10 protein-coding genes are annotated in these 13,199 nt (G+C 65.7%); 4 read left to right on the plus strand and 6 right to left on the minus strand.

Going from position 1 to position 13,199, the window contains the following annotated elements:
* Positions 1–17 precede the first annotated feature (17 nt).
* From JY451_06255 to JY451_06265, 3 genes are all read left to right on the plus strand, one after another.
* A complete protein-coding gene (locus tag JY451_06255) occupies positions 18–1,022 on the plus strand; it encodes a ligase-associated DNA damage response exonuclease (protein ID QZH76148.1) in 1,005 nt (334 codons plus the stop codon).
* Positions 1,023–2,618, plus strand: a complete 1,596-nt coding sequence (locus JY451_06260; protein QZH76149.1) for a cisplatin damage response ATP-dependent DNA ligase — start codon at positions 1,023–1,025, stop codon at positions 2,616–2,618.
* Between the two features lie 64 nt (positions 2,619–2,682).
* On the plus strand, positions 2,683–3,945 hold the full coding sequence (locus JY451_06265) for a hypothetical protein (protein QZH76150.1): 1,263 nt from the start codon (positions 2,683–2,685) through the stop codon (positions 3,943–3,945).
* Here JY451_06265 and JY451_06270 read toward each other — a convergent pair.
* The 6 genes from JY451_06270 to JY451_06295 are packed head-to-tail and all read right to left on the minus strand — an operon-like array spanning position 3,942 to position 10,227.
* Positions 3,942–4,217, minus strand: coding sequence for a DUF167 domain-containing protein (locus JY451_06270; protein QZH76151.1), 276 nt, complete (start codon positions 4,215–4,217; stop codon positions 3,942–3,944). The two genes, JY451_06265 and JY451_06270, sit on opposite strands and share 4 nt — an antisense overlap.
* A complete protein-coding gene (locus tag JY451_06275) occupies positions 4,198–4,767 on the minus strand; it encodes a gamma carbonic anhydrase family protein (protein ID QZH76152.1) in 570 nt (189 codons plus the stop codon). The genes JY451_06270 and JY451_06275 overlap by 20 nt, the downstream gene beginning before the upstream one ends.
* Complete coding sequence (locus JY451_06280) at positions 4,767–6,980, minus strand: fused MFS/spermidine synthase (GenBank protein QZH76153.1); 2,214 nt, start codon at positions 6,978–6,980, stop codon at positions 4,767–4,769. The genes JY451_06275 and JY451_06280 overlap by 1 nt, the downstream gene beginning before the upstream one ends.
* Positions 6,977–7,552 carry a GNAT family N-acetyltransferase gene (locus JY451_06285; GenBank protein QZH76154.1) on the minus strand — a complete coding sequence of 192 codons (576 nt, stop codon included), beginning with the start codon at positions 7,550–7,552 and terminating at the stop codon, positions 6,977–6,979. Before JY451_06285 ends, JY451_06280 begins: the two co-directional genes overlap by 4 nt.
* Positions 7,545–8,540: a porphobilinogen synthase gene (gene hemB, locus JY451_06290; GenBank protein ID QZH76155.1), complete on the minus strand. Its 996-nt coding sequence runs from the start codon at positions 8,538–8,540 to the stop codon at positions 7,545–7,547. Before hemB ends, JY451_06285 begins: the two co-directional genes overlap by 8 nt.
* 52 nt (positions 8,541–8,592) lie before the next feature.
* Positions 8,593–10,227 (minus strand): M23 family metallopeptidase, encoded by a 1,635-nt coding sequence (locus JY451_06295; protein ID QZH76156.1) that lies wholly within the window; start codon positions 10,225–10,227, stop codon positions 8,593–8,595.
* A gap of 329 nt (positions 10,228–10,556) precedes the next feature.
* On the opposite strand from JY451_06295, the gene JY451_06300 reads away from it, so the two are divergent.
* Complete coding sequence (locus JY451_06300) at positions 10,557–13,196, plus strand: helicase (GenBank protein ID QZH76607.1); 2,640 nt, start codon at positions 10,557–10,559, stop codon at positions 13,194–13,196.
* Positions 13,197–13,199 lie beyond the last annotated feature (3 nt).

The raw sequence follows: 13,199 nt of genomic DNA on the forward strand, positions 1-13,199 counted from the left end.
GGCGGATTATCAGCACAATGGCCGCGCCCTTCTCCTGGATTCGCCCCGAACCCCACGGCGTGCATATTGTGCCCGCCGATGCGTGGATCGACCCGTCGCGGGCAGTCGAGCGCGCGCTCGTGACCCACGGCCATGCCGATCACGCGCGCGGCGGGCATGGCGAGGCCGTAGCCACCCCGGCAACGCTGGCGATCATGGAACTGCGGTACAATACGCGCGAAGGTGCCATCCCGGTGGAATATGGCGAAACCGTCCGCCTCCCCGGCGGGGTCGATGCGACCTATATCCCGGCAGGCCACGTGCTCGGCAGCGCGCAGATCCTGCTCGAGCATGCAGGCGAGAGAGTCGTCATCACCGGCGATTACAAGCGCCGCGCCGATCCGACCTGCGCTCCGTTCGAAGTGACGCCTTGCGACATTTTCATCACCGAGGCGACCTTCGGCCTGCCGCTTTTCACCCACCCGCCGATTGGCGAGGAGATGGCGAAGCTGCTCGATCGTCTCGCCGCGCATCCTGATCGCTGCGTTCTCGTGGGTGCCTATGCGCTGGGCAAGGCGCAGCGCGTGATCGCCGAACTGCGCGCCGCGGGCCATCATGATCCGATCTATCTCCACGGCGCGATGGAGAAGATGTGTCGTCTTTACGAGGACTTCGGCGTGGCGCTGGGCGAATTGCGGCTGGTGGCCGACTATCCCAAGGACGCGATGCGCGGGGCCGTAGTCATCTGCCCACCCTCGGCACTGAACGACCGCTGGAGCCGGCGCCTGCCTGATCCGATCACCGCGATGGCGAGCGGCTGGATGCGCGTGCGCCAGCGCGCCCGCCAGCGCAATGTCGAGCTGCCGCTGGTGATTTCGGACCATGCCGACTGGAACGAACTCACGCGCACGATCGAGGAAGTGAACCCGCAGGAAACCTGGATCACCCACGGCCGCGAGGAAGCGCTGCTGCGCTGGCACCAGCTCCACCAGCGCCGCGCCCGGGCGCTGGCGCTGGTGGGGTACGAGGACGAGGATGATTGAGTGGAGGACTTCGCCGCCCTCCTCGATGCGCTCGTCTACACGCGCTCCCGCAACGAGAAGCTGCGGCTGATCGCGGAGTACCTGCGCGCCACGCCCGATCCCGATCGCGGCTGGGCCTTGGCGGCGCTGACTGATGGATTGGATTTCCCTGCCGTCAAAAGCTCCACCATCCGCAACCTGTTGAAGGAGCGGGTCGATCCGGTGCTGTGGAGCCTCAGCCGCGATTTCGTTGGCGATACGGCGGAGACGGCCAGCTTCCTCTGGCCCGAACCGCTGGGTGACGTCGCGCCGCCGCCGAGCGTGGGCGAGGCCGTGACGGCATTGACCGCGATGACGCGCGTCTCGGTGCTCAGCGAATTGCCGCGCCTGCTCGACCGGCTCGATGCCTCGGGCCGCTATGCTCTGCTGAAGCTGGCGACCGGGGCAATGCGGATCGGCATTTCCACCCGGCTCGCCAAGGTGGCTTTCGCTCAAGCCTTCGATGTTTCGCCGGACGAAGTGGAGGAATACTGGCACGCGCTGGCCCCGCCCTATGCCGAACTGTTCGCCTGGGGTGCAGACGGAGCGCCGCCGCCCGATACTGCCCAGTTGCCGCTGTTCCGCCCCTTCATGCTGGCGCATCCGCTGGAGAACGTGGTGGTCGATCTGGCCGACTATGCCGCCGAGTGGAAGTGGGACGGAATCCGCGTGCAACTGGTGCACGTAGCGGGCGAGACGCGGCTCTATTCGCGGTCGGGCGACGATATTTCGATGACTTTTCCCGAGCTTCTGCCCGCGCTGGCCATCCCCGCCGTACTCGATGGAGAATTGCTGGTGCGCGGCACGGCGCAAGGCGGGGAGGCAGGCGGTGCGGCCAGTTTCAATGCCCTGCAACAGCGGTTGGGGCGCAAGACGGTGTCGAAGAAGATGCTCGCTGAAGCCCCCGCCTTCGTCCGGCTGTACGATGTGCTCAGCGTGGATGACGAAGATGTGCGCGCGCAACCCTGGACCGAGCGCCGCACCCGGCTCGAAACGCTGATGCAGCGCCTGCCGGAAAGCCATTTCGACCTCTCACAATTGGTTCAATCGCGCGATTTTGCGCAGCTTGCAGAAATCCGGGCGGGTGCGCGCGACGAGGCCATCGAAGGGCTGATGCTCAAGCGCCGCGATTCGCCCTATATCGCTGGTCGGCGCACCGGGCTGTGGTACAAGTGGAAGCGCGATCCGCTGCTGGTCGATTGCGTGCTGATGTATGCCCAGCGCGGCAGCGGCAAGCGGTCGAGTTTCTATTCGGACTACACCTTCGGCTGCTGGGATGGCGATCCTGATGCAGGCGCCGAACTGCTGCCGGTGGGCAAGGCCTATTCGGGGTTCACCGACGAAGAACTGAAACTGCTCGACCGACACGTGCGGCAGAACACCGTCAACCGGTTCGGCCCGGTGCGCGAGACCGACAAGTCGCTGGTGTTCGAAGTCGCATTCGATTCGGTCCACGAAAGCAAGCGCCACAAGAGCGGCCTCGCCATGCGCTTCCCTCGTATCCACCGCATTCGCTGGGACAAGCCCGCGCACGAAGCCGACCGGATCGAGGCACTGCGAGCGCTGGTGAAGGATTGACGCGCGCGCCATTCGCCCAGCTTCCGATTGTGGATGCACTGGCGAAGGCATAGACACCGCGTCGATGACGCCCAAGCTGATCACCACCATGCGCGATTACAGCGCCGCGCTGTTCGCCGCCGATGTGCTGGCAGGCGTGACCGTGGCGATGGTGGCGATCCCGCTCAGCATCGCCATCGCCATCGCTTCGGGCGCGGACCCGGCCACGGGGCTGGTGACGGCGATAGTCGGCGGGCTGCTGATCTCCGCACTGGGCGGCAGCCGGGTGCAGATCGGCGGGCCGACCGGAGCCTTCATCGTGGTGGTATTCGGGGTGATTACCCAGCACGGCTATGACGGGCTGGTGCTGGCGACCTTGATGGCAGGGGCGATCCTGGTGATTGCGGGGCTGCTGAAGGCGGGCAATCTGGTCGCCTATGTCCCGCAGGCGGTGGTCAACGGCTTTACCATCGGCATCGGCGTGATCATCGGCGCAAGCCAGCTCAAGGACTTTCTCGGCCTTTCGGCAAAAGCCTTGCCTGCCGATTTCATCGACAAGCTGGCGGCGCTGTGGGCAGCACGCGACACACTGAACTGGGCCGCACTTCTGGCGGGCGGGGTAACGCTGGTACTGATCGTGGCGATCCGGCGGATCTGGCCGCGCGTTCCGGGGCCGATCATTGCGGTAGCGCTTGTCTCGGCACTGGTCGCCCTTGCCGGGATCGAGATCGACTCCATCGTCTCCCGGTTCGGCGAACTGCCGCGCGGCTTACCCATGCCCTCGTTCCCCGAAGTGACCACCGCACGGCTGATCGAACTGCTGCCGAGCGCTTTCGTCATCGCCTTCCTCGCGGCAGTGGAATCGCTGCTTTCGGCAATGGTGGCCGACCGGATGATCGGCGGCCAGCACCGCCCGAATGCCGAAGTCATGGCGCAGGGCTGGGCCAACATCGGCTCGGCGCTGTTCGGCGGGCTGCCCGCGACCGGCGCCATCGCCCGCACCGCCACCAATGTCCGCGCCGGCGGGAAGACACCGGTGGCGGGGATTGTCCATGCACTGACCATCCTGGTCGTGCTGCTGCTGGCCGGTCCGCTGGCAGGCTACATGGTGATGCCCGCGCTAGCCGCCCTGCTGATCCTCACCGCATGGAACATGACCGAACCGCACAAATGGCGCGAGTACTGGCAGGCGCCAATGGAAGACCGCGTACTGATGGTGCTGACACTGGTGCTGACGGTATTCACCGATCTGACCGTGGCCATCGGTGTGGGCGTTGCGCTGGGCCTGGCCTTGCGGCTGCGCAAGGGACAGGGTGAACCGCCCGCGTGGGACGAGCCCGATCGCTAGACCCGGAACAGCTTTTCGCGAGAAGTTGCGCCGCGCAACAACGTGATGCGGGAGGCCGCGCAATCGAGCGCCCTTGCCAGCAGCGCAATCACTGCCGCATTCGCTTCGCCGTCCTGCGGCTTGGCCCGGACCTTGGCGACCACGCTGCCGTCGACGATGGCAAGGCCTTCGCTCCGCGCCCCTGGCGTAACTCGCACGGCCAGCCGCCCCTCGCCATCCGCAAGCGCCAGCAAGGCGGCGGCAGATGGAAGGTCAGCTTTCGGTCTGGCCACGGATTTCGGCCAGATGCTTGGCCGCGAGCCGGCAATAGCGTTCGGTCTGGAAGCGGATCTTGGCGATCTGCGCTTCGTCCTGCGTGCGGAAGTATTTCGCCGGGCGGCCGATCCAGATCTCGCCCGGGCCGATCACCTTCCCAGGGCTGAGCAAGGCCCCCGCGCCGAGCATTCCGCCGCTGGCGATCCGCGATCCATCCATCGCAATGGCACCCATGCCCACAAAGGCCCGGTCTTCCAGTTGCGCACCGTGGACCACCGCCATATGGCCGATCACGCAATCCTTGCCGACGATGCTGGGTTCGCCATCGGTATCGGGGCGCGGGCCTTCGACGTGGAACACGCTGCCGTCCTGCACATTGCTGCGCGCGCCGATCACGATCCGGTGGATATCCCCGCGCAGCACGCAATTGTACCACACGCTCGCCTGCGTGCCGATCGTGACATCGCCGATGATCCGCGCGCCGGGGGCAATGAAGGCGCTATCGTCGATCTGCGGGTATTTTCCTTCGAAGGCCATGATCGTGGCACCGGGAAAGCGCGGATCCATCACAGGAAGTTCCTCCAGTTGAGATAGGGCAGGATAGAAGCATAGTCATCGGTCCAGACCGGACCCCGTGGTGGATCGAGTTCTTCCCATGCGACATCGGATGCGGCCTGCAATTGCGCAAGCTGCCCCGGATCGCGCGAAAGCACCACCCAGGTTGAAGGGAACAGCTCCTCATGATCGCGGGCGGCATCCACCAGCAGCCGCGCATTGAGCCCGCGTGTTTGCGCCAGTTGCGCGACCACCGGCTGGAGATGGATGTAATTGTTGGAGATGTGCATCACCAGCAGACCATCCCGGGCCAATGCATCGAGATAGATGCCCATCGCCTCATTCGTGAGCAGATGCAGCGGGATCGCATCAGAGCTGAAAGCATCGATCACCAGCACATCGAAACCGGCGCGCGGCATCGCTTCCAGTTCCAGCCGCGCATCCCCGATCACTACCGGACTATCGGGTGCGCATTGCGACAGATAGGTGAACTGGCCGCGTTGCGACAAATGCAGCACTTCGGGATCGATCTCGAAAAAAGTCCAGTCCTGGCCTTCCTCCCGGTAGCAGGCGAGCGTACCGACACCCAATCCCACAACTCCGATGCGGGCAGCCGCACCAAACATCTCCGGAGCCTGCGTTAGCGCCCTACCCACGCCAGAAGTTCGTCCGTAATAGGCCGTCGGCTCCCGCGATTCGGTTTGGCCAATGCGCTGCGCCCCGTGGACTGTGGTGCCGTGCATCAGCAGGCGATCTCCATCAGGTTCTTCGCGGATCGAATAGATTCCGAAATAGCTGCGCTCGCGCTGGCCGCTGAAACTGGTTTGCAGGTTTCCCAGCCCGCCGAGCGCCAGCAGGAGCAGCGTACTTCCCAATACGAACGACCAGCGCCGCGCAGTCAGGAGCATGGCCAGCACCAGCAGGCCCGCCAGCCCGCCCCATTGCGCCGGGGATAGATCTGCCTTGGCCAGGCTCGACTGGTAAAGCCGCAGCGCGAACACGAACACGAGCACGGCAATCGCCATTAGTACCGGGCGCATCAGTCGGGGATCGCTGAAGCGTACGCCAATGGTCCGCTTCCACGCAGCGAGCGGCAAAAGCGCTGCCGCACCGAGGATCAACAGGGGATGCTCCCACGTCCAGTCGAACACAAGTGGAGCAATCAAAGCGGTGAAAAGTCCGCCCAGTGCTCCCCCGGCGGACATGACAAGGTAGAAGCGGGTCAATTCGGTAGCCGGAGGGCGCATTTCGTAGAGCCGCGCATGAAGGGCTATCGCAACCACGAACAGCAGCATCACGCTGGCGGCGGCGGCCAGCAGGTCAGCCCGGCCCGCTGCGAACATCGAGATGCTTCCATCGACCAGCAGCACCAGGGGCGCAAGGAAGGTGAACAGCACGGCCAGCTTGCGCCGTTCGGCAAAAGCGATCGCAAAACTGAGCAGGTACAAGCCGAGCGGGATCACCCACAGCAGCGGCATGGCCATGATATCGGCGGTGAGGAAAGTGGTTGTCGAGAGCATCAACCCTGAAGGGACAGCGGAAAGCGCCAGCCACAGCAGCACGGTTTTCCAGCTGCTCCGATGTGTCTGCTCCATGACGTCAAGGCGTGGTTCCGTTTGCGCTTCGACCCCGCGCCGCGCCAGAACGACGGCGATCACCAGAACGATCAGCAGCGCATAGCCGCTCGCCCAGTAAAGGCTCTGCTGGCCGATTGCGAACAAAGGCTCGGCGAACAGCGGATAGGCCAGCAGGCCGGCAAAGCTGCCAAGGTTCGACGCGGCATAGAGGGGATAGGGATTATCGGCCTGCGGGTGCGCGGCGAACCAGCGCTGCACCAGCGGAGCCTGCGCGGATATGGCGAAAAAGGCCGGGCCAACGGTCAGCAGGAACAGCCAGGGTACCCACAGCGCTTCCCAGCCCGCGGCGGGAGCGGAAATATCGGCCAGCGCCAGCGGCAGGGTCAGCAAGCCCAGCACCAGCACCGCCACGTGAATCGTGCCCTGCCGCGCCAGCGCGAACCGGCCGATGAAGTGCGCATAGGCATAGCCGCCCAGCAGCAGCGCCTGATAGACAAGCATCGCGCTGTTCCACACATTGGGCGCACCGCCGAGCCGTGGCAGCGCCATGCGCGCCACCATTGGCTGCACCAGGAACAGCAGGAAGCTGCCTGCAAAGATCGTCACCGTGAACAGCCAGCGGCGCGAGCCGCCCGTCGCTTCGGTCATTGCCGGTTTCGCCCCCATTCGCCAGCCGTTATCGTGTGGACGATCGTAGGGTTGAGTTCCTCGCTGTAACGCACATCGATGTAGTCGAGTTCGGGCCGACGCTGCATTCCCAGCTTCTTCATCAGGCCCCAGCTCGGCGTATTCCCTGCAACGGTCAAAGCGACGACGTCATCCGCGCCGAAGCGGCTGAACGCCAGGTCCAGCGCGGCGCTCGCCGCTTCCTTTGCAAAGCCCTGGCCCCAGGAATCCTCGCGAAAGCGCCAGCCGACTTCCATCATGCCGGTGACGGTGCTCCCCGGCGCATCGGCTCGCTTCAATCCGCACATCCCGAGCATTTCGTGCGACAAGTGGCCACCGTCGGCCTTGCGTTCGACCAGCCAGAAACAGAAGCCGTTGGCCGCCTGGCATGTCTCGATCCGCGCAATCTGCGCAGCGCGCCCCTCTTCACCCAGCAACCCGCCAAGCCAGCGCATGACATTGGGCGTATCGGTCACGCGCCACTGCTCCGCCCAGTCTTCCGGGCGCCAGTCGCGCAGGATCAGGCGCTGCGTCTCGTGGCGGAATTCAGCCATTCAGCAGTCGCGCCGCGACGGGCGCGTGGTAGGTCAGCACCCCTGAACATCCAGCGCGCTTGAAGCCGATCAGCTTTTCCATCAGCAGCGCGTTCCGGTCCGCGACACCCGCCGCCGCGCCCGCTTCGATCAGTGCATATTCGCCGCTCACCTGATAGGCATAAACGGGGACTTCGAAGCGTTGCTTCACTCGCCAGACGATGTCGAGATAGGCGAGACCGGGCTTCACCATCACGCTATCCGCACCCTCGGCAATATCCAGCGCCACTTCGGCCAGCGCTTCCTCGCCATTGGCCGGGTCCATCTGGTAGGTCTTCTTGTCGCCCTTGAGCAGCCCGCCCGATCCCACCGCATCGCGGAACGGGCCATAGAAAGCGGAGGCGTATTTGGCGGCATAGGCCATGATCTGGACATTGTGGTGCCCGCCCATTTCCAGCGCCATGCGGATCGCCCTGACCCGTCCGTCCATCATGTCCGAGGGGGCAATGATATCCGCGCCCGCTTCGGCCTGGTTGACCGCCTGGTCGACCAGCATGGCCACGGTATCGTCGTTCGCCACATAACCGTGCGCGTCGAGCAGACCGTCCTGCCCGTGGCTGGTATAGGGATCGAGAGCCACGTCGGTGAGTACGCCCAGATCGTTGCCGCAGGCCTGCTTGATCGCACGGATCGCGCGGCACATCAGGTTGTCGGGATTGAGCGCTTCGGCCCCGTCATCGCTGCGCAGATTCCCTTGCGTGTTGGGGAACAGGGCAATGCAGGGAATCCCCAGCCCCACGGCCTCTTTCGCCCGCACCACTATTAGGTCCACCGACCAGCGCGAGACGCCCGGCAGGCTGGCAACCGGCTCCTCGACGCCGCTTCCATCGGTGACGAACAGCGGCCAGATCAGATCGGCAGGCGTCAGCAGCGTTTCGCGCACCATCGCGCGGCTCCAGCTATGGGCGCGGGTGCGTCGGAGGCGGGTGTTGGGATAGCTTCGGTTCATGCGCGCAAGTCCTGCCGCAAAAGGCGGCGGCGGGCAATGTTGCGCTAGAAAGTCAGTCGACGCGCTGGCGGTTCTCGATCCGGTCGATCTCGCGCACCGGCGCTTCGTTCATCGACGGATCGGGCGGCAGGTCGGCCAGAGCCGCGCCCGCTTCGACCATTTGCAGCCGCAGCAATTGCTGCCGGAAATTCGCCATCTGCTCAGGGCTGAGCTGCGCGCGGGTGACGAAGCGCACGGTCGAAGGATCGATCGTCTGTCCGTTGCGATACATTTCGTAATGCAGGTGCGGGCCAGTCGAGAGGCCGGTGGAGCCTACATAACCGATCACCTGCCCGCGCCGCACCTGTTCGCCGTTGCGCACCGCGATGCGGCTCATATGGGCATAGCCGGTCGACAGATTGCCCTCGTGGCGGATGCGCACGAAATTGCCGTAGCCGCCGTTGCGCCCGGCATAGTTCACCGTGCCATCGGTGGCAGCGTAGATGGGGGTGCCGTGGCTGGCGCGGAAATCGAGGCCCGAATGCATCCGCCGGTAGCCGAGGATCGGATGGCGGCGCATGCCGTAGCGCGAACTGATCGCGCCGGAGACCGGAGCGATCAGCCCTTCTCGCCGGGTGCCTTCGCCGCGCGCATCGAAGAACTGCCCCTCGCGCCCGAAACGCATCAGCTGCACCTGCGGGCGGTCATTGCGGATCACGGCGGCATAGAGCAGGTCGCCGACTTCGATTTCGCCGGTGGCGGCACGGCGATAGTCGATGATCATGTCGAACTCGTCACCCGCGACGATGTCGTTGTCGATATCGAACTCCTGCCCGACTGTGCGCAGGAACTGTTGCACCGCGCTGGGCGGCGCGCCGACGGCGCGGGCGGAGCGGTAGAGGCTGTCCCCCACCGTGCCGCGCACTCTGAGCGGAGTGGCATCGACCATGATCGGGCGCGGATCGAGCACCAGCCGCCCGCCCTGCCGTTCCACCACTAGTTGCAGATCGAACCGGGCGCGGAACGACAGTGCATCGACGGGGCGCGGCGTGTTCGCAGATGTGCGGCGGCCAAGCGTGATATCGACTTGCGTGCCCGGATCGATGTCCGAAATGGGCACTGCCGAAGCGATCATCCTGGCGATCTGGTTCGCTTCGTCACCCCCCACGCCCGCGCGCTGGAGCATCCGGTCGAACCCGTCCCCTTGTGCCAGCGTCGCAACCAGCGCGAGGCTTGGCCTTTCAGGCGCGCTTTCGAGCTCAGCCACGGCAAAGGTCGCACCCATGCGCCGTCCGCTATCCGCGCCCAAGGCCAGCGGCATGATCATCTGGCTGCGGAATTCGTCTCGCACATGGTCGTCGATCCGCATCGCGGGTGCGGCTTCTACGGGCGAGAATCCCGGCCAGGCACCGATGGCCAGCGCCGAAAGCCCGATCAGCGTCGCCACTCCGCGCAGCCAGCGGCGCGAGCCGATGTCGCGGGCAAGGTCCGGAGCGATATCTATCGAAGACAACGCGGAGGAGGCGCGGCTGCGCCATTCGCCAAGCCGGCTGGAAACCGAAGATACCCGGGTAATCCGCCGTTTTCCTGAAATGTGAGGCCCGGAAGATTCCGCCGCTGGTTCAATCGCCTGGGCGTGCGAAAGCGCGGCAGGCGGAAAGTCCCCTCCGGCAAAGCCGTCTTCCCCGCACTGGCGATCCTTGAACAAACGCGCCCTCCTTGCAGCCGCGCGCGAGAGTTCCCTTAAGCCTCAGGAACGGCGCGACCCTGTCCTGGTCAGCGTAATTGCCCGTATTCCTGCCCGGTCAAAGTAAATATGCGCTTAATGGCGACCAATCGAGTCCTGCGCGCGACGACCTGCGGGAACCGCCAGCGAATCCCTCCGCGCAGTCGCATACAGTTGCGCATGGGGCGGTGAAGCCCCATGAATCAGCTATCGTGATCCAGTCTTCCCCCGACAGCTCTCCCTCGGACAGGAATGTCCGCGCCGTGCTTGGCCCGACGAACACCGGCAAGACCCATCTCGCCATCGAGCGGATGTGTGGCCATGCCTCCGGCGCGATCGGCTTTCCGCTGCGGCTGCTGGCGCGCGAAGTCTATGACAAGGTCTGCGCGATCAAGGGCGAGGCGGCCTGCGCACTGATTACCGGCGAGGAGCGGATCGAGCCGCCGAACGCACGCTATTTTCTCTGCACCGCCGAGGCCATGCCGCCAGATGGGGGCGGGCGTGCATTCGTCGCGCTGGACGAAGCGCAACTCGCCGCCGGCCGCGAGCGCGGGCACATCTTCACCGACCGGCTGCTGCACGCGCGCGGGCGGGATGAGACGATGCTGCTCGGCTCCGCCACGCTCGAACCGATGGTGCGCAAGCTGCTGCCGCGCGCGCAGATCGAAGGGAGACCGCGCTTCTCCACGCTCAGCCACGCCGGGGCCTGCAAACTCTCACGCCTGCCGCCGCGCAGCGCCATCGTCGCCTTCTCGGTGGAGCAGGTGTACCAGGTCGCCGAATTGCTGCGCCGTTTCCGCGGCGGGGCGGCGGTGGTGATGGGGGCGCTCAGTCCGCAGACGCGCAACCGGCAGGTTGAACTGTTCCAGTCGGGCGAGGTCGATTACATCGTCGCTACCGATGCCATCGGCATGGGGCTCAATCTCGATGTCCATCACGTGGCCTTCGCCGGGCTGTCGAAGTTCGACGGAGTGCGCCAGCGGCGGCTGACTCCGGCGGAAATGGCGCAAATCGCCGGGCGCGCGGGGCGGCACCAGACCGATGGCACTTTCGGCACGGTATCGGGTGCAGGGCGCGGGGGCGCACCGCTCGAGTTCACCGAGGAAGAGGTCTATGCGATCGAGCAGCACCGCTTCGCTCCGCTCACCCACCTGTTCTGGCGCAATCCCGCTCCACGCTTCGACTCGCTGGAGCGGCTGGTAGCCGATCTGGAAGCAAGACCGCAGCGGGACGGACTGGTGCCGGCCCCCGAAGCCATCGATCTTACGGTGCTCAAGCGGCTGGCCGAGCAGCCAGAGATCGTCGATGGCGTCACGACACCGGGGCAGGTGCAGCGCTTCTGGGAAGTCTGCCAGTTGCCCGATTTCCGCCAATTGGGCGCAGACAACCATGCCCGCTTCGTCGCGCGATTGTGGGAGGACATGCGCCACGGCCATATCGGCGCGGATTATGTTTCCGCGCGGGTGGCAGAACTTGGCAACACTTCAGGCGATATCGACACATTGCAAGGGCGGCTCTTGGCGATTCGCAGCTGGGCCTATATCTGCCAGCGGCCCGACTGGGTGCTGGCGCGCGACGAAATGGCCGCCCGCGCCCGCGCGGCAGAGGCGCGGTTGTCCGATGCGCTGCACCAGAAGCTGACCGAACGTTTCGTCAATCGGCGAACCGCTGTATTGATGAAGGGAATGGGAAAGGATGCCGGGCTCTTGCGCGTGAATTTGGAACAGGATGGCCGGGTGACGGTCGAAGGCCAGGCGATCGGCCATCTCGAGGGATTCCGCTTCGTGGTCGATGCCGATGCCAGCCAGGAAGACCGCAAGCTGATGCTGGCGGCGGCGGAAAAGCACATGCCCGCGCTGCTCGCGATCAAGGCCAACAGCCTGATCGCCGATGCGCTGGGCGAACTGACGATTGCCGATGGCGCAGTCATGCGCGGCGAGCAGAAAGTCGCCACGCTGGAAAAGGGCAAGAGCGTTACTGCGCCGCGAATCGTGATGGCAAAGGAACTGGGCCAGCTCGATCCGGCGGCGCTGGCGCGGATGACCGAAGCCTTGGCGGTCTGGCTCGAAGCGCAATTGGCCCCGCTCGCCCCGCTGAAGGCCCTGGAAGAGGCGGCGGAGGATCCCGAAGCCGGGAGCGAAGTGCGCGCGCTGCTACTCACCCTTGTGGCGCGCAACGGCACCGTGAAGCGCGAGGATGCTGGTCTGGCGCATGTGCCCAAAGAAAAACGCCCGTTCCTGCGCAAGCTCGGCGTCTCGATCGGCTCGCTCGACGTCTACGTGCCCGCGCTGCTCAAGCCCGCGCCGCGCCTGTTGCTGCACGCGCTGGCGCTGGACCGGCGCGATGTGCAGCCGGGGATGGTCGCGGTGATCGAAGCCAGCGAGCGCCCGCACGCAGGCTACCGCCGCGCTGGGACCCAGGCGATCCGGCTCGACATGGCCGAGCGACTGTTCCGCGCTGCGCACGAAAGCCGCGCGAAATCGGCGCGGGACACAGGCGCGAAGGGCTTCCCGGTCGATCTGGCTCTGCCGACCAGCATGGGCCTGTCGCCGGACTCTTTCCGCAGCCTGATGAAGGACGCTGGCTTCCGTCCCGGGCAGGCGGAGGAAATGCCCGAAGGCGTCTACGGCCCGCCGCGCCCGCTACCGTGGACCTGGCGCGCCCCGCGCAAGGACAGCGCCCAGGCACGCCCTGCTCGCCCGCCGCGCAGGGAAAGACCGAAGACCGACAAGCCCCGTGGGGAGCAATCCACCGGCGAAAAGCCGAGGCAGCCTCGCGGCGACCGGAAACCCCACGGCAAAGGCAAGTCGCAAAGTGATGCCAAGCCGCAGGGCGGAGAACGGCGAGGACCGCCGCCCGAGCGTCGCGAACCGCGCGATCCTCGCCCGCCCGCGTACCGGCCCGCGACCGGCAAGGCGCTGGCCGGATTGGCCGACCTGTTCAAGCGCTGAGGT

Origin of the sequence: Erythrobacter sp. (genome assembly GCA_019739335.1) — a bacterium.
Lineage (GTDB): Bacteria > Pseudomonadota > Alphaproteobacteria > Sphingomonadales > Sphingomonadaceae > Alteraurantiacibacter.

What these genes read in the sequence shown, in the direction of transcription:
- JY451_06300 (QZH76607.1), top strand. Translation starts at nt 10,557, where the DNA reads ATGTGTGGCCATGCCTCCGGCGCGATCGGCTTTCCGCTGCGGCTGCTG.
- hemB (QZH76155.1), bottom strand. Translation starts at nt 8,540, where the DNA reads ATGAACCGAAGCTATCCCAACACCCGCCTCCGACGCACCCGCGCCCAT.
- JY451_06285 (QZH76154.1), bottom strand. Translation starts at nt 7,552, where the DNA reads ATGGCTGAATTCCGCCACGAGACGCAGCGCCTGATCCTGCGCGACTGG.
- JY451_06255 (QZH76148.1), top strand. Translation starts at nt 18, where the DNA reads ATGGCCGCGCCCTTCTCCTGGATTCGCCCCGAACCCCACGGCGTGCAT.
- JY451_06265 (QZH76150.1), top strand. Translation starts at nt 2,683, where the DNA reads ATGACGCCCAAGCTGATCACCACCATGCGCGATTACAGCGCCGCGCTG.
- JY451_06280 (QZH76153.1), bottom strand. Translation starts at nt 6,980, where the DNA reads ATGACCGAAGCGACGGGCGGCTCGCGCCGCTGGCTGTTCACGGTGACG.
- JY451_06275 (QZH76152.1), bottom strand. Translation starts at nt 4,767, where the DNA reads ATGGATCCGCGCTTTCCCGGTGCCACGATCATGGCCTTCGAAGGAAAA.